Origin of the sequence: Jatrophihabitans sp. GAS493, assembly GCF_900230215.1 — a bacterium.
Classification (GTDB): Bacteria; Actinomycetota; Actinomycetes; order Mycobacteriales; family Jatrophihabitantaceae; genus MT45.
Window position 1 is genome coordinate 4304749 of the sequence record NZ_LT907982.1, and the last position, 17347, is coordinate 4322095.

The following is a 17347-nucleotide window of genomic DNA, read 5'->3' on the forward strand; positions in this document are numbered from 1 at the left end:
ACATGGGCTCGGGTGCCGGCTCGTTTCACCTGACGTCGCAGCAGCGCCACTTGGCCTGGGACAACTCGCTGCCGCCGGCGCTGGTCGTCGAGGCGGGTGACGAGCTGACACTCGAACTCGGCGACTCCTCCGGCGGCCAGCTGGTTGAGACCGACGATGCGTCGGCGCTGGCCCGCTTCGACATGAGCCGGGTCAACCCCTGCACCGGGCCCGTCCGGGTGGAGGGCCTGCTGGCCGGTGACGACCTCGTGGTGTCCATCCTGGCGATCGAGCCGCGGGAGTGGGCCTGGACGGCGAACATCCCCGGATTCGGGTTGCTCAGTGACGACTTCCCCGACCCCCATCTCTGGATCTCGAAGGTGCACGACTCAGTGGTGTCGCTGCCGATCGGGGTGGAACTGCCGGCGCGGCCGATGATCGGCACGATCGGCGTTGCCCCGAAGGCCGCCGGCACCTCGCCGCTGCTCGTGCCGACCGAGGCCGGGGGCAACATGGACATTGCGCAGCTCGGCGCCGGGACGGTGCTGCACCTGCCGGCGCAGGTCGACGGCGGCCTGCTCTCGGCCGGCGACGCGCATGCGGTCCAGGGTGACGGCGAGGTCTGCGGCACCGGGGCTGAACTGGCCGCCACACTAACGGTCCGGGTGGAGGTCGGCGCCCAGGGGCGGACGCTGCAGTCGCCGTGGTTCGCGCATTCGGCTCCCCCCGCGGCGGCGGCGTGGATCGCCACGACCGGGATCGCGCCGAACCTCTTCGAGGCGTCGCGGGCCGCCACCCGTCGCGCCGTGGATCTGGTGGTGAAAGGAACCGGCCTCGCCCCGGTCGAGGCTTACCTGCTGCTGAGCCTCACCGGTGAGCTGCGGATCTCGGAGATCGTCGATGTGCCGAATTGGGTCGTGAGCATGCATGTTCCGGCCGATATCGCCGGCTGGACCGGATAGGCTCGCAGCCCGACCCCGAACGGAGACGAAGCGCAATGGTGAGTATCGCCAAGTTCGATCCGGGCGATCGAACCGAGTGGGAGCGACTCTTCGTGGCCTACAACGTCTTCTACGAGCAGAGCTACGAGCCGTCGATGTACGACCGAGCCTGGGCGCTCTTCCAGCAGGACAGCGTCATGCACGCGTACGGTGCGACGGTTGACGGGAAGTTGGTCGGCTTCACCCACTTCCTCGTCCACGCCAGCACGACGGCACCCGACGTCTGTTACCTGGAGGATCTCTACACCGACCCCACCATTCGCGGACGCGGCGTCGGGCGGGCCCTGATCGAGGCCGTCACCGAGTGGGCCCGCGCTCGCCAATGTAGCCGCGTCTACTGGCTAACCCGGGAGACGAACAGCACGGCCCGCCGGCTCTACGATCAGGTCGCCGATAACTCCGGCTTCATCGTCTACGAGATTCCGCTGTAATTCGCCGGTATTCCGCTGCCGGTCTTGACAGCTATCGAGACTGGGGCAATACTTAGGCATGTGCCTAAGTATGAAGCACAACTCGATCTGCTCTTCCGGGCTCTCGGCGACGCGACCCGGCGGGCGATCGTCGAGCGGCTGGCCCGCGGACCGGCATCGGTCAGCGATCTGGCTCGCCCCTTCGACATGGCACTGCCCACCGTCGTTCAGCACCTAGGCGTGCTGGAGACGGCCGGGGTCGTCACCTCGAGCAAAGTCGGGCGGGTACGCACTTATCAGCTCTCGGTGGCGGCATTGACCCCAGCCGCCGAATGGATGGGGCGGCAGCGCCTGCTGGCCGAACAGCGACTGGACCGTCTCGGTCAACTACTTGATCCAAGCGATAACCCTGAGAAATAAAGGAGAATGAAGTGAGCGACACCATCACCCCCAGCCAGGCCCACGCGACCTTCGTCATCGAGCGGAACTATCCGGCCCCGGTCGCCAAGGTCTGGGCCGCCCTCTCGGAGAACGACGCCCGTGACCAGTGGTTCGGCGGCGGAGACGCCTTCGATGTCAAGGCCAAGTCCCACGAGTTCCGGGTCGGCGGTCACGCCGTCGAAGAGGGCCAGTGGCACGGCGGCCCGAGGTCGAAGTTCGCCTCGACCTACACCGACATCGTCGAGCTGAATCGAATCGTCTTCACCTACGACATGTGGATCGACGGGCAGCATCTCTCCACGTCACTCACCACCATCGCGGTCGAACCGGACGGCGACGGCACCCGACTCACCTACACCGAGCAGGGCGTGCACTTCGACGGCCTGGACACCTTCGAGACCCGCGAAGAGGGCAGCCGCGGCATCCTCGACCAGCTCGGCGCGTACCTGGCCAAGTCCTGACTCGAAATCCTGTGACAGGGACACGACCGTCGGGCACGATCGAGGTATGCCGCCAACCGATGGACTAACCCTCCGGCAATTCGTCCTGGACAGCACCGACGCCCGCGGACTGGCCGAGTTCTACCGCCTTCTACTGGGCATTCCCTACCGCGAGGGGGATGAGCGACCCGACGGCGCCGAGTCCAGCGAGAACGGCGAGGACTTCATCGTTCTGATGAATCCGGCCGGCGGTGCGCGACTTGCCTTCCAGCAGGTCGAGCAGTTGCCGGAGCCGACCTGGCCGGAGGGACCCATCCCACAGATGGGGCATCTGGATCTGCAGGTCAGCAGCCGGGAGGCGCTCGATGCCGCCCACCGACGAGCGACCTCGCTCGGCGCTCGGCTACTTCGCGACCTGGCCGACGATCCGCAGGAACCGATCCGGATCTACGCCGATCTCTCCGGTCACCCCTTCTGCATCTTCCTGGCGTCGGACTAACCGGCCGCCGGGCTTGGATGCCGTCAATTTTCCCAACAAGGCGACGCTCTCAGACGCCGCCGCTCGTCGGGGCGGTCTGCGTCCGAGCTGAGATCACGATGGCCCCGCCAAGCAGCAGCGCGCCGGCGTAACCGGCCGGCGAGAGTCGTTCGCCGAGAAGCGCGATGGACAGCAGCGTGCCGGTCAGCGGCTCCAACAGCGCCACCACCGTGGCGGTGGAGGCCGCGACCGTTCGCAGCCCGCGGAAGAACAGGGTGTACGCCAGCGCGGTCGGCGCGATGGCCAGTAGCGTCAGTAGTCCGAGATTCTCGGGTGAAACCGTGAAGCCGAGACCTCCGCTGAGGGCAGCGACCGGCGCCAGCAGCAGACCACCGAGGCCGAACCCGTAGCCGGTCACGCCACGCTCGTCGACACCGACCAGGGGTCGACGTCCGAGGAGGGTGAAGGCGGCGAAGGTGAGACCGGAGAAGGCGGCCAGCCCGGCGCAGGCCAACTCCTTCGGCATGCTCTGCCCTCCGGCCGGCACACCGACCAGCATCGTCAGCCCGATCAGCGCCAGCACCACGACCATAGTCGCGCGTCGCTGCGGAAGTCGCCGGTGCCGGACGCTTTCGTAGAGCAGCACGAAGACGGGCGAGGATCCGATCGCCACCAGGGTGGCGACGCTGACCGTGCCGACCGCCACCGCCGAGAAGTACGCGGCCTGGAAGACCGCGGCCAACACCGCCACGGCGAGAATCCTCCGCCAGGCCGCCGCCCCTCGGGGTGGTCGCTGCCCGGTCGCGAGCAGCGAGATAACGACCAGCGCACCCCCCACTCCGAGGCGGTAGGCCGCGACAGCGATCGGCGACAGGTGCGCGGAGTCGGCCAGCGCCCTTCCGGTGATGCCGCCGGTGCCCCAGAGCAGGCCGGCGATGACGAGTGAGAGAAGACCCGATGAGACACGGGATGATGGGCCCAGACGTGCTTCTGAAGTGCTCGGTCCTTCTGTAGTGCCCAGTGGTTCTGTGGTGCCCAGTGGTTGCATTGAATAGCTCCTGCGACGAGATGGAAGGTGGTCGCGTGGAGCGGAGGGTTACGCCTCAGCAGGCCAGCCGGCCGGCCGAATCGAGGCTCGCTGATCCGACCCGTGACGCCGAACTTCAGAAGCCGTTAGGCGACGAAAGCGCGCACGGGTCAGCGCCACACTCCGCTCAGGAGCTGGGTGGTGGGGTGATGATCGCGAGCCGATGCATACCGGCGAGACTAACAGGCAACTGCGCGGCTACGGCAGCAGCAGGCAGGAGTCGCCGAACTCGTGCCACAGATAGCGGTGAGCCACCGCGGCGTCGTAGGCGAGCTGGGTCAGGCGGGCACCGGCCACCGACTCGACGAGCAGCAGGTGCGAGGCCTCCGGGTTGTGCAGACCCGTAATCAGTCCGGTGACGACCCGAGCCGGATTCTCGCCGCCGACGATGTGCTCGGTCCAGCCCGAGCAGGGCTGCACTTCGCCGGCGTCGTCCGCGGCCGACTCCAGCGCCCGGGTCACCGTCGTTCCGACCGCGACCACCCGCCCGCCGGCCCGTCTGGTCTGGTTCACCAACCGTGCCGTCGACGCGCCGACCTCGAACCGCTCCGGCTGCGGCGGCTCCCCCGCGTCCTGCGACGAGACCCCGGTATGCAGCGTGATCGGTGCGAGACCGACGCCACGACTCACCAGTTCGGTGACCAGTTCGGTGGTGAACGGACGGCCGGCGCTCGGCATCTCAGCACTCCCGGGTTCCCGCGAGAAGACCGTCTGATAGTCCCGCAGTGGCCAGTGCCGGCGCAGGTAGCCGTAGCTGATCGGGCGTCCGTAGCGGGCGAGATACACCGCCACCGCCACCGCAGAGTCGACCTCGGCCCGCCAGAGACGATTCCCCTCCCCCGTCGGCGACGCGGCGATACCGCCGTAGGCCTCGATGAGGCGAAGCGTCAGCTGCTGCGGCAGCCGGACTACCTCACCCGCGGTAGCGGTGAGGACCGGCGCAGCCCCGTCCGGGGCGCTTCGTAACTCCACCACCCAGGTGCCGTCGTCCAGGCCGGTCGCGAAGTGCACGATGACCGGTTCGGAGTGCCGCCAACTCCCTTCGATCTCACCGGCCAGCGTCTCGGAGTTGTTCACCACCAGCAGGTCCCCGGCCCCGAGAAAGTCGGGTAGCTCCCGGAAGCGGTGGTGCGAAATGTGCTCCAGTTGGTCGGGCCGGTGCTGGGCCACGAGCAGGCGAACACCGTCGCGGGACAGGCCGCGCTGCTCCGGCGGCTCGGCCGCGGTCAGGTCGTCGGTGAGGCGGAAGATCGTCGTGGGCGTCGGGAGGAGTGCGGTCATCGAGCGGTTTCCTTTGAATTAGCGGATGAATTTATCGGATGAAGCAGGGTGAGCCAGGTCAGCCGCCCGGTAGCGACCGCTGGGCAGTTCAGCGCCCGATTCCGGATCGAGCAGCCCCAGCAGTTGGGGCACCACCGACTCCGGCCGCGGACGGTCGGAGATGTCCTCGCCCGGGAAGGCCGCCTGATGCATCTCGGTGCGCATGTCACCGGGGTCGATGGCGTACCAATAATGGGAGCCGTCCTCGGCGGCCAGCGTGCGGGTCAGGTGATCGAGCGCGGCCTTCGCGGCCCCGTAGGCTCCCCAGCCGGGGTAGGCCTCGACTGCGGCATCGGAGGAGATGTTCACAATCACCGCGTCGCGCCGAAGGCTGCTGCGCAACTGCTGAATCAGGGCCAGCGGCGCGAGCAGGTTCGTCTCCAGCACCGCCCGGAAGGCCGGCAGATCCAGATCGTGCAGCGGTGGCAGCGGGGTCGGCCCGAGGGTGCTCGCGTTGTTCACCAGCAGGTCGAGACGCCCCGCTTCGGCGACCGCGGCGACGAGCTGATCGCGATGGGCGAGGTCGACGACGCTCCCCTCGATGGCCCAGACGGTGCGGCGCGGCCGGTCAGCATAGGCCTGAAGCGCCGCCGCCACCCGTCCGAGCCGTTCGGGGTGGCGCGCGTCGATGATCAGCCGCCAACCACGGGCAGCCAGGGCGTCGGCCAGGGCCCGCCCCAGTCCGGCCGAGGCGCCGGTGATCAGCGCCACGCGGTTCTCTTCTGAATTGGCCATGCCACCATCGTTAAACTTGAAGTGAACTTTAAGTCAAGTAGAATGGTCAGATGAAGACGACTGATTCGCTCACCGTCGCCGAGGTGTCGCACCGCAGCGGCTTCGCCGCCTCCGCGCTTCGCTACTACGAACGCGAGGGGCTCATCCCGGCCACCCGCACCGGCGGCGGTCAGCGCCGCTATGAACGCAGCGTGCTACGCCGGCTGGCCTTCATCCGGGCGGCGCGCAATGTCGGCCTGAGCCTGGACGAGGTACGGGCCGAACTGGCCCGCCTCCCCGAAGGCCGGACCCCGACCAAGGCCGACTGGGGGCGCATCTCCCGCGATTGGCGTGAACGTCTGGATGAACAGATCGCCGCCTTGGAGGCACTCCGGGACGGGCTACAGAGCTGCATCGGCTGTGGTTGCCTGTCCATGCAACGCTGCGCCGTCTCCAACCCCGGCGACATGATCGCCGCCGCGGTCCCGGCCGGGGGGGCGGCGTACCTGCCGCCGCTACTGCGCGCCCAACGGGATGAGAGGGTCGACTGATGAGGCTGATGGACGCGACGGACCCCGACTTCACCCAGTTCTGGAGCGAACGGGCACTGAGTAGCCTGACCACGATTCGCCCGGACGGCACTCCCCATGTCGTTCCGGTTGGCGTGACGGTGGACCCGGCCGCCGGCACCGCGTGGGTGATCACCTCGGGCACCTCGCAGAAGGCCAGGCTGGTGGCCGCCGCCGGCGGTGATGGCCTGGCCGCCGCCGCCTGCCAGGTCGACGGGCGACGCTGGTCCACCCTGGAGGGGCGCGCCTTTCTCCGTGATGACCCGGCGACCGTCGCTGAGGCCGTCCGGCGCTACGCCCTGCGCTACAAGCAGCCCCGGGAGAACCCGCGCCGAGTGGTTCTGGAGATCGTCGTCTCCCGCGTGCTGGGCAACGTCTAGCGATGGAGATTCTCTGGTTGGCCGCATTCGCCGACGTCCCCGCGTCAGAGCTGGCCGAAGTGGTCGCCTTCTGGGAAGCGGTGACCCGGACCCGCGCCGGCACGGCACAGGGGCGCCACGGCCAATTCGTTCCGCTGGCCGGCACCGGGGAGTCCCCGCACCTGTGGATCCAACGGGTGGAGCGTCCAGCCGGCGCCGTGAGCTGGCACCCCGACCTCTACGTCGACGACCTCGAGGAGGCCGCCATCCGCGCCGCCGACCTCGGGGCGCAGACAACCCGGTCGGTTCCGAATCTGGTCACGCTGAGCTCCCCGGCCGGCCAGCAGTTCTGCCTGGTCAGCGCGGACCTCAGCGCCGATGGACCATACCTGCGGGCGCAGCCTCGGGTCTGGCCTGATGGTCAGCGCAGTCTCCTTGACCAGCTCAGCCTGGATATCCCGATCGCCGCGTTCGCGAGCGAGACACGCTTCTGGAGCCTGCTCACCGGGTGGGAGCAGCATTCCGGCTCGCTCGCCGAGTTCGATTACCTGCAGCGCCCACCGCACATCCCGCTGCGTCTGCTGCTGCAACGGCTGGGGGTCGAAGACGACGACGGCGTCGATGACCTGGAGCCACCGCACGCCCACGTCGACTTCGCCTGCGACGACTTCGAGGAGGAGCGGCGCCGCCACGAGCGGCTGGGCGCCACGACCATCCGCACCACCAAATATTGGGTGACGCTGCGAGATCCGGTCGGCCTGCTCTACTGCATCACCAGCCGCAACCCCGAGGAGAGCTGATGCCCTTACTTGATAAGCGGAAACCGGTCGGCGTCGGGGCCGAGGGCGGCCCGATCCGCCGCTGAGAGCTCGCTGCGTCCCGACCCGATGCGGGCCCAGGTCAGGTCATCCCAGGTGGATGGCGCCGGGTGGCCGAGCAGCCCGTCCAGGGTGCGCCGGATCGTCGCCAGCACGCGGGCGTTCGGCCCCGGACGATCCAGCTCGGTCAGCAGGTCCAGGTGATGCAGTCCGGCCTCAACGGTCAGGGTGTCGATGAGGTCACCGACCTGAAGGGCGTGCCCCTGTGTGGCGACCACGCTCTCGGAGTCCGAGCGTTCAGCGAGGGTGAGGACGGCTCTGGTCGTCTCGGCGTAGGTGGCGGCCAGGTACTCCAGCCGCCAGGCCGCGGCCATCGTGCGGACTGATCGCAGGCCGCGCGACTCCGGATCCTCCTGGCCCGGAGAGTCGATCCAGTAACTGCTGGCGGTTCGATCAGCCGGCCGGTCAGCCGGCGTGGCCAGCGCGACCAGCGCCCGCTGCGCGTCGCCCAGCAGATGCACGAAGAGGTCGCGGACCGACCAGCCGGGGCAGCCCGTGCCGCACCAGGAGTCCCGCTCACTAAGCGAGAGCGCTACCACGCCGAGGTCGGAGTACGCGAAGCGGAGCGGGGCCAATTCAGGTCGCACAGCCTTACCCAATCACAGGGTGGCCGGCGGCCAAACCGACCCGCGGTCGCAGCGAGATCATGTGGGCTGACGGCTAGGCTGCCTGGGATGGCCGCCGATCGCAGGACGCTCTACGTCTCCGATCTCGACGGGACCCTGCTGCGGCCGGACGGCACCCTGGGTGACTTCACCGCCGCGGTCGTCAATGAACTGGTCGCCGGCGGCGGCCTCTTCACCTACGCCACCGCCCGCTCCCCGTACCGGGCCGCCCTCCTCACCCAATCGTTGAACCTCCAACTGCCGCTGATCACCTACGGCGGAGCCGTGATCACCGACCCGGTCACCAGTCGGACGCTGCGAACGGCGACGCCCCCGGCCGCCGCTGTGCGAACGCTCATCACGGCGGCCGCGCGGCGCGGTCTGCAGCCGCTCGTCTTCGTCCAGCACGCGGGCCGGGATCGGCTCTGCTGGATCGACGGGCCGCTGAACTGGGGCACCGGCGACTTCCTCCGGCGTCGCACCGACGATCCGCGCCTGCTGCCGCTGGCCAGTTGGTCACAGGTGAGCCTTGAGCAGGTCTTCTACATCTCGCTCATCGGACCACTCACCGACCTCGAAGAGTGCCGCAGCGACCTGGTGGAGGAGCTGGCCGACTGCGACGTGCTCATCTCCGAGGATGTCTACGTTCCCGGGCAATTCATCCTCGATCTCACCTCAGCGGCCGGGACGAAGGCGGCGGCGCTGCAGCAGGTGGCGGCGGAGGTGAAGGCCGATGAGGTGGTCTGCTTCGGCGACAACGTCAATGATCTAGGCATGTTCGGCGCTGCCGATCGCTCTTACGCGGTGGCCAACGCCGTAGCTGAGGCGAGGCGAGTCGCCACCGCGGTGATCGGCAGCAATGCCGTCGAGGGTGTCGCCCGCTGGCTGCGCGAGCACGCGGCATGATGAGACGGTGACTGACTCGACCGATTCGACAGGTTCGGCACCTTCGACTTGGACCGCGCCGACGCCTCCCCCGCTGATCGACTCCCCCCTCGTCGGCGCGGAACGTCCTATCCTCGAAGGGTTTCTGGCCGAGCAGCGACACCGGCTGCTGAGCATCTGCGCCGGGCTCACCGGGGAGCAACTGGCGATGCGATCGGTGCCGCCGTCGAACCTCTCGCTGCTCGGGTTGATCCGGCATATGGCCAAGGTCGAGCGCATCTGGTTTCGGCAGCGCGTGGCCGCAGAGGCGGTCGAGTCCCCCTACGCCGGCTCCAGCGACTACGACGCCGACTTCAACGAGCTGGACCCCGCTCGGGCCGAGGAGGACTACGCGCGGCTGGTGGAGGAGTTCACGCTGGCCGACCGGGCCGCGGCGACGGCTTACCTGGACTCGACCTTCTCCCACCGCGGCCAACTCCATTCGCTGCGGGTGGTCTATGTGCACATGGTCGAGGAGTACGCGCAGCACAACGGCCACGCGGATCTGCTCCGGGAGTGCATCGACGGCCGCACCGGCTTGGAGTGAACCAGACTGACCGGGCGTGAATGGGAGTGGCCCAGTGGCCCAGCAGGAGTCAGCGCAGCCCTTCGACCGCCGCGGCGACGATCCGCTGCGCCTCATCGGCCCCGACCCCGACGTCGCGCGCCAACTGGGCGAATTGCTGGGCCGCCTGCTGCAGCCGGCGCCGGGCCTGGTCGCCGCCGGCTGTCACGACAGTGCCGCCGCGCCCCCTGGTCTCCACGACCCCAGCGCTCTCCAACTCGCGGTACGTCCGCGCCACCGTGTTGACGGCCAGCCCGAGCGTTTCGGCGAGTTGGCGCACCGGTGGCAGCCGGAACCCGGCGGGGAGCAGCCCATCGCTCACCTGGGCGGCTATCTGGGCTCGGACCTGCTCGTACGGCGGGATTGCCGAGGCAGGATCCACCTCGAGGTGCAGTTCGCTGGCCGACGGCATGGTCTGAGCAAATCACACGGTTTACGGTGGAGGGGCGCGAACCCGCGCGACGACGACTGGACGGCATGCGCAAGACACTGCTGGCTATCACCGTAACGGCCCTGCTCGCCGTCGCGGGAGTGGCCTATGCCCGGCACTCGTCGACGTCCCAGGCGGCCGGTTCACGCCCGTCGGCGGCCTCGGTGGCGCCGCAGCTACCCGTGAAGGCGCTCCTGGCCCAGCACGCCGGCCTCCCGAGACCGACGCCGACACCGCGTCCGCCCCACGATGTCGTCCCCTCGGCGGTGCCGACCAGCTTCGAGATCGCCGGACCGGCCTTCGACGTGAAGGCGAAGGTGTGTCAGATGCCCTACATCCGGCCGCTCGATCCGCCGGGCGACCAGAGGCACACAGTCTGCTGGGTGAAGAGCGATTTCGGGGTGGCTCCCGGTAGCAACTCCGGTGGGACGAGCTACATCCTCGGGCACTCGTGGTCGAAGGCGCCACTGGTCTTCAACCCGCTCTCGGAGCTGGCTATGAAGCAGGTTCCCACGGTGAAACCCCTCCTGCAGAACGGAATACCGACGTACCCGGTGACGTCGATGAACGGTTACCGAATCACGCTGAAGACAACGACCGGGACCCTGACCTACCAGGTCACCCGGGCCTTCGCCGTGTCGAAGGAGCAGGCCGGCAACGTCAAGTCGCTGATGGCCAACACGCCCAATCGAGTCGTCCTCATCACCTGCGCGGTAAACGGCGGGGTGGATGCCGACTACAACATCGTGGTCGACGCTTATCTGAGTTCGTCTAAGGTCGATTGACGGACGCGTTACAGATCTGACCAGAGGACGATGGCTTGAAGAAGCGACTGAGCGCCAGCTACGCCGCCCTGCTCGCCGTTGTGGCGGCGCTGCTCGTAGCCCTCAGCTACTCCCCCGTGCCGGCTCAGGCATCGACCGTCGACCTCGCCGTGGGGCAGGCCAGTCGGTACGGCACGGCGTCCGGCTTGCGCAACGCGATCGCGGTCTATGACAGGGCTAGCGGCACCTACTGGGGCGCCGGCGACACTGAGCGAGTCTACGGATCGGCATCGGTGATGAAGGTCTTCATCGCCACCTATCTGCTGCTGAGCGGGCAGATGAAGGGCACCGTCGCCGCTCAGGCCTACGACATGATCGTGCGTTCCAATGACGCCGATGCCACGGCACTCTGGCCCAGGGCGCTCGGTACCCGGTTGGAGCCATGGATTGCCCGCCACTACGGCATCAGCGATCTGGGCTCACCGAATACTCGAGCCGGGACCTGGGGCAACACGCACATCACCGCTCACGGCATGGTGCTCTTCTACGCTGCGGTCAAGGCTGACCCGAAAGTCGCGCCGTGGCTGCTGAACGCGATGCGGCACGCGCAACCGGTGGCCGCGGACGGCACCCATCAGTTCTTCGGGATCCCGTCCGCCACCAGCAGCTACGCGGTCAAGCAGGGCTGGGCCGACGGCTCGGCCGACCGGGCCCGTACCACCACGGTGAACACGACCGGCTTCGTCGGCTCCGACCGCTACATCGTCGTCGTCCTCTCCGAAGCGGCCGCCAACGGTTCGGTGAATGCGCAGGGTCTCAACACCGCCCAGGCCGCCGTGGTCACCCGCATGGCCCAGATGGTCATGCCCAATGGGGCTATCGACAATCCGCTCAGCCATGACCCGGTGGGTAGCTTCGATGCCTCGACGGTGAGCCACGATCAGGTGTCGCTCGCCGGTTGGGCGGAGGACCCGGACGCTCCTTCGACGTCGATTCGGGTAGATGTTTACTCCGATGGCAAGGGAATCGCCTCGCTGACCACCAACGTGAACCGTCCCGATGTGAACAGGGCCTTCGGCATCACCGGCACCCACGGATTCCAGACGACCGTCGCGCTGCCCAACGGCACGCATAGCGTCTGCATCTACGCGATCAATGTCAGCAGCGGAACCGGAAACTCGATGCTGAACTGCCGGACCGTTGTCGTCCGCACGGCACCGATCGGATCCCTGGACCAGGTCCAAGTGGTGGGGAACACGAATCAGGTCCACATCGCGGGATGGGCCTACGACCCCGACGCGAGTGACGCCTCCTCCTCAGTCGCGGTCTACGTTGACGGCAAGGGCGTAGATCTATCGGTGCCGACCACTTTCCCCCGGCCCGACGTTAACGCCCACTACGCGATCACCGGACTCCACGGCTTTGATCTGACGGTGACGCTGCCGGATGGCACTCATTCGGTCTGCGTCTACGCCCTCAACGTGGGAGCCGGGAGCGGAAACCCGGGCCTCGGCTGCCAACCGGTGGCCATTCACATGAGGGTTCCGATCGGCTCGCTGGACATCGCGCAGGTGCTGGGACGGACTGGACTGGTCTCGCTGCGCGGGTGGGCGCTCGATCCGGATGCTCCGACCTCGGTGAGCCAGGTCGCCGCGTATGACGACAACGCCGGTGCGCCCGCCTATGGCCTGACGACGACCCTGCGGACGGACGTCAACCGGGTCTACGCCACTTCCGGGACCCACGGATACGATCTGAGCGTGCCGATTCCGGCCGGCGTCCATCGGGTCTGTGTCTACGCGATCAACATCGGCGCTGCGACCGGGAACCCGGCGATCGGCTGCGCGACGGTAAACGTGCCTGCGGCCGCACCGGTCGGCGCCTTCGACACGGTGACCGCTCTCGGCACAGACGGCACGGTACAGATCTCGGGGTGGGCCTTCGACCCCGATCTGCCGGCCAGCAGCGTTCAGATCGCGGCCTACGACGGTTCCCATGGGATCGGGTGGCTGCCGGCAACGAGCGTCACTCGCTCGGACGTCAACCGCATCTACGGCATCACCGGAGCGCACGGATTCGTCGACACCCTCAACCTGGCGCCGGGGTCGCACAGCGTCTGCCTCTACGCCATCAACATCGGCGCGGCCCGCGCCAACACGTTCCTGGGGTGCCGCCCCGTATCCGTCGCGGCCCCTGGGGCGGTGACCGCCGTTCCAGCCGTGCCTCGGGAGACTGCTCCGATCGCGCCGGTCAGCGCGTCACCGAACCCGTCGCCAACATCCACCGCACCCACCCCGACGCCGACAGTGACGCCGGTCCCCGCCGATCGGCCGGTGGTCACACCGACACCGGTGACGGGAGCAGCGACGTCCACGGCTGCGACCTCAACCGGCTGAGCGCAGCAGCCAACTACCGCCCACCGCCAGCGCCGCCCCGGCACTGGCCAGGAACGCCAACACCCAGATAATTCCCGGGATCCTGGTGAGGCGAGCCAGCATGTCGGCGTCCGAACTGCGAGCCTGCCCCCGCCGCCTCAGCGCCTGCAGTTCGAGTACCGGCCGGGGCGCGGCCAGCAGCAGGAACCAGGTGCCGGCGTAGGCGAAGCTCGACTGCACCACCGCACTGCCCCACCACGACACCGCGAAGACACCGACACTGCTGATGAGCACCGACCAGAGTCCGAACCAGTTGCGGATCTGAATCAGCAGCAGCGCCAGCAGGAGCAGAGCCAACCAGAGCAGCCCGACCGGGTGGCCCAACCAGAGCAGATAGGCGCCGCCCAGTCCGAGCAGGGCCGGGCCCACGTAGCCGGCGAAGGCGGTGAGGACCATCCCCGGGCCGCTGCGACGTCCACGGGAGAGGGTGAGGCCGGAGGTGTCAGAGTGCAGTCGAATCCCCTCCAGCCTCCGCCCGCTGATCAGCGCGGCGACGCCGTGCGCCGCCTCGTGGGCGATGGTGACCAGATGACGGGTGTAGCGCCAGCTGAGCGGGAGGGCGACCAGGAGCAGGGCGAGGATGCCGGTGCCGACGACCAGCCCTAGTGAGGGAGCGGGCTGGCTGCTGGTGGCGCGGTCCCAGACCTCACCGATGATGCTGCCGCCGTCGCTCACCGCGCTCACTCTGCCAAACGCAGCTGTAGGGCCCCGATGAGAATCGATCGAGGCCCTACAGCTTGGTTGTACTGCTCGTTACTACCGGACCGTGACCGCGAAGTTCGCGCTCACTCCGGCGTCGGCCCGCGCGTCGCCGGCCGAGATGACCCGCAGTGTCTGCCGGCCGATCGGCAGACCGGTCACCGAGACTGCGACCGTTCCGTTGGCCGCCGTAGTGGCGGAGCCGAGGTCCACCCACGAGGTGCCGACCAGGCGTTGAACGGTGACGCCGATGGCCCGCGGGGCGAGCACCGAAACCTTCACCACGGCCGGTGCTGTGTGCAGCGCGACCGCAGCGACGGTGGCCGCTACCTTGGTCGTCACGCTGAGCGAGACAGCCGAGGAGATCGCCTCCGTGTAACCGGTCACCGCCGCCACCTTGGCGACCAGCGTGCCGTTCTCCTGGGCGTAGGTCCTCACCGCGTAGGCACCGGCCGCGTTCGTGGTGACCGACCCGACGAGCAGGCTGGCCCCGGCCGGGGTCTGCAGGTAGACCTTCACCGCCAGGCCGGGAGCCGGGATGGTGCTACCGGCGTAGCTGCGGGTGGCAGTTCCGGTGACCGTATTGAGCAGCCCGGCGACCTGGGTGGTGGCCGCGGCGACACTCACCGCGGTGCTCCAGGTGCCGACGTCGATCGCGCCAACGGTGGCGGAGGCCGCCGGAAGGCCGGCCGCGCCCAGGAACACAGCGCTGATCGTGCCAGCCGTCTTCGGAAGTGCGGTCGCCTTCCAGGTGCCGTCCTTGGCCACCGCTGCGGCGGCCAGGGCGATGACCGCGCCCGTCGACAGCGTCTCGCGGACGCTGATCGTCCCGGCGGTGGCGCCGGTGACGACCCCGCCGGCGTTACGGGTCAGCGTCCCGGTGACGAGCACCGGCCCGGCGTAGCCCACCTGGGTGCGGTCGGCACTCGCGCTGAGCGAGGTCGTCGGGATGCTGACGACCAGCGTTGTGGCGACCGCGCTGGTTGCGTTCCACGCCGCGCCGCCGGCCAGGCTGACCGTGATCGTGCCGGAGACGGTCGGGTGCACGACGGCGGTGTAGGAGCCGTCGGTCGCGACGACCGCCGACCCGAGCGAGGTGACCTTGCCGTTGATCGGCTCGGTGATCGCCACCGTGGCGCCGGCCAACGGGATGCTCTGCGAGGCGACCGGGCGGGTCAGCGTGCCGGTGATGGTGACCGCGTCCCCGTAGTAGGAGGCGCTCTTGTCGGCGGAGGCGGTAACCGTCGGCGAGCACTTCGAAGCCACCAGCAGCATGTTGCTACCGGCCATTGCGCTGAAGGCACCGACCGCGACGCTGCGCAGTGACACGGTGAGCGTCATCGCGGTGGTGGCGACGATGGAACCGGCGGCCACACCGTCGGCGTTGGTCAGAGCCGACCCGGCCGTCGCCAGCGCGGCCGTCCCGTTCTTCTTGGTGAAGGTGACGGTGACGCCCTTGACCGGGGCACCGGTGGCGGTGTCGGTGACGACGGCCCGCATGACCGCACCCGCGCCCGTGCAGACGCTCGCGCTGCTGCCGGACTGCGACGCGACACTGAAGGCGACTGAGAGAGCGCGCTTCACGGTCGGGATGCTGAAGGTGATCGCCGAGGTGACGACCTTCGTGGCGCCGGCGGTGTCGGTGACGGTCACGGTGATGCTGCTGGTCGTCGCCAGCGCCGCATTGCAGGTGAGGGTCGTCTGGGCCGAGGTCGCTGAAGCGAAGGTGCAGTCGGCGCGGGCCGACTTCCAGGCGATCGTCGCCACCGCGTCACCGGCCGGCAGCGATGGAGTCATCGTCACCGTGGTGCCGAGACCCGGGGTGAGCGGGTTGCTCACCGACACCGACGCACCGAGCTTGGTGATCGGGCCGACGACCCCGCTGGCGCTGAAGGAGTTGGCCGTGTTCGGGGTACCGAGACCGGTCGGGCCATCCCAGCCGGTGACGGAGCTGCAGAGCTGGTGCACGGTGCAGGTTCCGTTGGTGCCGGAGGTGACGTCGTTCAGGTCACCGGTGTGCAGGTAGGGGTAGGTGTTCGGGTAGTCGCTGGCGCCCGGCGTGCCGGCCAGCGCGTAGACCGAGGCGATGATCGGCGAGGAGGCGCTGGTGCCGCCGTAGACACCCCAGCCACCGTTGTAGACGGCGACACCGGTGTTCGGGTTGGCCACCGCGGAGACGTCGGCCACGGCGCGCTTGGCGCATCCGGTGGCGACGCCGATCTGGAAGGTGGGCTGGTTGGCCACCGTCGAGCAGCCACTGCCGGCGCCGGCCCAGGCCGTCTCGGTGAAGCCACGGGGCGTCGAGGCGATGCTCAGCGAGGTGCCGCCGACGGCGGTGACGTACGGGGAGCTGGCCGGGTAGCTGACGCCATAGCCGTTGTCACCGGTGCTGGCCGTGATGGCCACGCCCGGGTGGTTGTAGTAGGAGTCATATCCGCTGGTGTCGCCGCCGCCGTAACTATTGGAGACGAACTTGGCGCCGAGGGAGACCGCGGTGTTCACGGCCGTACCTAGGTCGGAGAGGTAGGAGCTGTTGGCCTCCAGAAGCAGGATGTTGCACTGCGGGCAGATGGCCGAGACCATGTCGACGTCGAGGGCGATCTCGCCGGCCCAGCCGCTGTTGGTGGCCGGAAGGGGGGACGCGGCGCCGTTCTGGTTGACCTTTCGGAAGCAGCCGTTGGCCGTGGTGCAGGCGGGCAGGCCGTACTGCGCGCGGTAGACGGCCAGGTCGGACTCTGCGTTCGGGTTGTTGTAGGCGTCGACGATGGCGACGGTCTGACCGCTACCCCGTGAGGCGTCCAATCCGTAGGCCGCGACGAGGCTGGCCGGACCGAAGCCGGAGGGCGAGCTCATCGGGACGACCTGACCGGGGGCGGCGGCGGCAAGTGCCGCAGTCTGCTGCACATCCGTGCGCCGGACGCTGAGGCAGGTCGCCTGCCCAGGCGCCGGGGCGGGGCAGTTGGCGACGACGTCGGTCGTCGGGGGGCTCACCGTGGCCGCTTGGGCGACCGAGCTCTGCAGGCTGACCGAGATCAGGCCGGCAACTAGGGAGACAACGCCGAGTATTGCGATACGTCGGCGGTTGCGCGGAGCGGCAGCGGTGTCTGGTACAGCGACGCGGCCGATGGCGGGGGGATTCATCGCGACTCCATGTCTGAAAGCAAGCCGTCGATCCTTCGACAGCCGTGTAGCTAACAGCAACCTAACAGCGTTTCCCGGTACTCGCAGGCTGAACTGAGAAGAATTCTC

General features: G+C 68.6%; 19 protein-coding genes. 12 read left to right on the forward strand and 7 right to left on the reverse strand.

The genetic code is table 11. The features are described from left to right. Nucleotides 1-2: 2 nt before the first annotated feature. From CPH63_RS19770 to CPH63_RS19790, 5 genes are read left to right on the forward strand one after another with little or no spacing between them, the layout of a single operon-like run. Complete coding sequence (locus CPH63_RS19770) at nucleotides 3-941, forward strand: acetamidase/formamidase family protein (protein ID WP_096304476.1); 939 nt, start codon at nucleotides 3-5, stop codon at nucleotides 939-941. 35 nt (nucleotides 942-976) lie between these two features. Continuing rightward, complete coding sequence (locus CPH63_RS19775) at nucleotides 977-1411, forward strand: GNAT family N-acetyltransferase (protein WP_096304477.1); 435 nt, start codon at nucleotides 977-979, stop codon at nucleotides 1409-1411. A 60-nt stretch (nucleotides 1412-1471) separates the two neighbouring features. Then, nucleotides 1472-1810, forward strand: coding sequence for a helix-turn-helix transcriptional regulator (locus tag CPH63_RS19780; RefSeq protein ID WP_096304478.1), 339 nt, complete (start codon nucleotides 1472-1474; stop codon nucleotides 1808-1810). Nucleotides 1811-1821: 11 nt separating this feature from the next. Continuing rightward, on the forward strand, nucleotides 1822-2292 hold the full coding sequence (locus tag CPH63_RS19785; protein WP_197704459.1) for an SRPBCC family protein: 471 nt from the start codon (nucleotides 1822-1824) through the stop codon (nucleotides 2290-2292). A gap of 46 nt (nucleotides 2293-2338) precedes the next feature. Further along, nucleotides 2339-2770, forward strand: a complete 432-nt coding sequence (locus CPH63_RS19790) for a VOC family protein (RefSeq protein WP_096304479.1) — start codon at nucleotides 2339-2341, stop codon at nucleotides 2768-2770. Nucleotides 2771-2819: 49 nt separating this feature from the next. Here CPH63_RS19790 and CPH63_RS19795 read toward each other — a convergent pair whose 3' ends face one another. From CPH63_RS19795 to CPH63_RS19805, 3 genes are all read right to left on the reverse strand, one after another. Further along, nucleotides 2820-3797, reverse strand: coding sequence for a DMT family transporter (locus CPH63_RS19795; RefSeq protein ID WP_096304480.1), 978 nt, complete (start codon nucleotides 3795-3797; stop codon nucleotides 2820-2822). A 237-nt stretch (nucleotides 3798-4034) separates the two neighbouring features. Beyond that, the gene (locus CPH63_RS19800; RefSeq protein ID WP_096304481.1) at nucleotides 4035-5117 is read right to left on the reverse strand and encodes an S-adenosylmethionine:tRNA ribosyltransferase-isomerase; all 1083 of its coding nucleotides are present in this window, start codon (nucleotides 5115-5117) and stop codon (nucleotides 4035-4037) included. A gap of 18 nt (nucleotides 5118-5135) precedes the next feature. Beyond that, nucleotides 5136-5891 carry an SDR family NAD(P)-dependent oxidoreductase gene (locus CPH63_RS19805; protein WP_096304482.1) on the reverse strand — a complete coding sequence of 252 codons (756 nt, stop codon included), beginning with the start codon at nucleotides 5889-5891 and terminating at the stop codon, nucleotides 5136-5138. 50 nt (nucleotides 5892-5941) lie between these two features. On the opposite strand from CPH63_RS19805, the gene soxR reads away from it, so the two are divergent. The 3 genes from soxR to CPH63_RS19820 are packed head-to-tail and all read left to right on the forward strand — an operon-like array spanning nucleotide 5942 to nucleotide 7598. After that, on the forward strand, nucleotides 5942-6421 hold the full coding sequence (gene soxR / locus CPH63_RS19810; RefSeq protein WP_096304483.1) for a redox-sensitive transcriptional activator SoxR: 480 nt from the start codon (nucleotides 5942-5944) through the stop codon (nucleotides 6419-6421). Next, the gene (locus tag CPH63_RS19815) at nucleotides 6421-6819 is read left to right on the forward strand and encodes a pyridoxamine 5'-phosphate oxidase family protein (RefSeq protein WP_096304484.1); all 399 of its coding nucleotides are present in this window, start codon (nucleotides 6421-6423) and stop codon (nucleotides 6817-6819) included. The genes soxR and CPH63_RS19815 overlap by 1 nt, the downstream gene beginning before the upstream one ends. 2 nt (nucleotides 6820-6821) lie before the next feature. Beyond that, entirely contained in the window at nucleotides 6822-7598 is a 777-nt protein-coding gene (locus CPH63_RS19820; protein WP_096304485.1) for a VOC family protein, read from the forward strand. Between the two features lie 5 nt (nucleotides 7599-7603). Here the strand turns inward: CPH63_RS19820 and CPH63_RS19825 are convergent, their stop codons facing one another. Then, the gene (locus CPH63_RS19825) at nucleotides 7604-8263 is read right to left on the reverse strand and encodes a maleylpyruvate isomerase N-terminal domain-containing protein (protein WP_157749671.1); all 660 of its coding nucleotides are present in this window, start codon (nucleotides 8261-8263) and stop codon (nucleotides 7604-7606) included. An 87-nt stretch (nucleotides 8264-8350) separates the two neighbouring features. Between CPH63_RS19825 and CPH63_RS19830 the strand changes: the two genes are divergently transcribed. Together CPH63_RS19830 and CPH63_RS19835 are read left to right on the forward strand one after the other, a co-directional pair. Next, entirely contained in the window at nucleotides 8351-9187 is an 837-nt protein-coding gene (locus CPH63_RS19830; protein WP_157749672.1) for an HAD hydrolase family protein, read from the forward strand. Nucleotides 9188-9194: 7 nt separating this feature from the next. Then, on the forward strand, nucleotides 9195-9752 hold the full coding sequence (locus tag CPH63_RS19835; protein WP_206745593.1) for a DinB family protein: 558 nt from the start codon (nucleotides 9195-9197) through the stop codon (nucleotides 9750-9752). 49 nt (nucleotides 9753-9801) lie between these two features. On the opposite strand, the gene CPH63_RS19840 is transcribed toward CPH63_RS19835, so the two are convergent. After that, a complete protein-coding gene (locus tag CPH63_RS19840; protein ID WP_096304488.1) occupies nucleotides 9802-10182 on the reverse strand; it encodes a GntR family transcriptional regulator in 381 nt (126 codons plus the stop codon). A 65-nt stretch (nucleotides 10183-10247) separates the two neighbouring features. Here CPH63_RS19840 and CPH63_RS19845 point away from each other — a divergent pair, with 65 nt between their 5' ends. Both CPH63_RS19845 and CPH63_RS19850 read left to right on the forward strand, forming a co-directional pair. Then, entirely contained in the window at nucleotides 10248-10985 is a 738-nt protein-coding gene (locus CPH63_RS19845; RefSeq protein WP_096304489.1) for a sortase domain-bontaining protein, read from the forward strand. 35 nt (nucleotides 10986-11020) lie between these two features. Beyond that, entirely contained in the window at nucleotides 11021-13360 is a 2340-nt protein-coding gene (locus CPH63_RS19850; RefSeq protein ID WP_096304490.1) for a hypothetical protein, read from the forward strand. Here the strand turns inward: CPH63_RS19850 and CPH63_RS19855 are convergent. Together CPH63_RS19855 and CPH63_RS19860 are read right to left on the reverse strand one after the other, a co-directional pair. Continuing rightward, on the reverse strand, nucleotides 13349-14083 hold the full coding sequence (locus tag CPH63_RS19855) for a M50 family metallopeptidase (RefSeq protein WP_371363582.1): 735 nt from the start codon (nucleotides 14081-14083) through the stop codon (nucleotides 13349-13351). The genes CPH63_RS19850 and CPH63_RS19855 overlap by 12 nt on opposite strands. A 72-nt stretch (nucleotides 14084-14155) precedes the next feature. Continuing rightward, on the reverse strand, nucleotides 14156-17239 hold the full coding sequence (locus tag CPH63_RS19860) for a hypothetical protein (protein ID WP_096304491.1): 3084 nt from the start codon (nucleotides 17237-17239) through the stop codon (nucleotides 14156-14158). Between the last annotated feature and the right edge of the window lie 108 nt (nucleotides 17240-17347).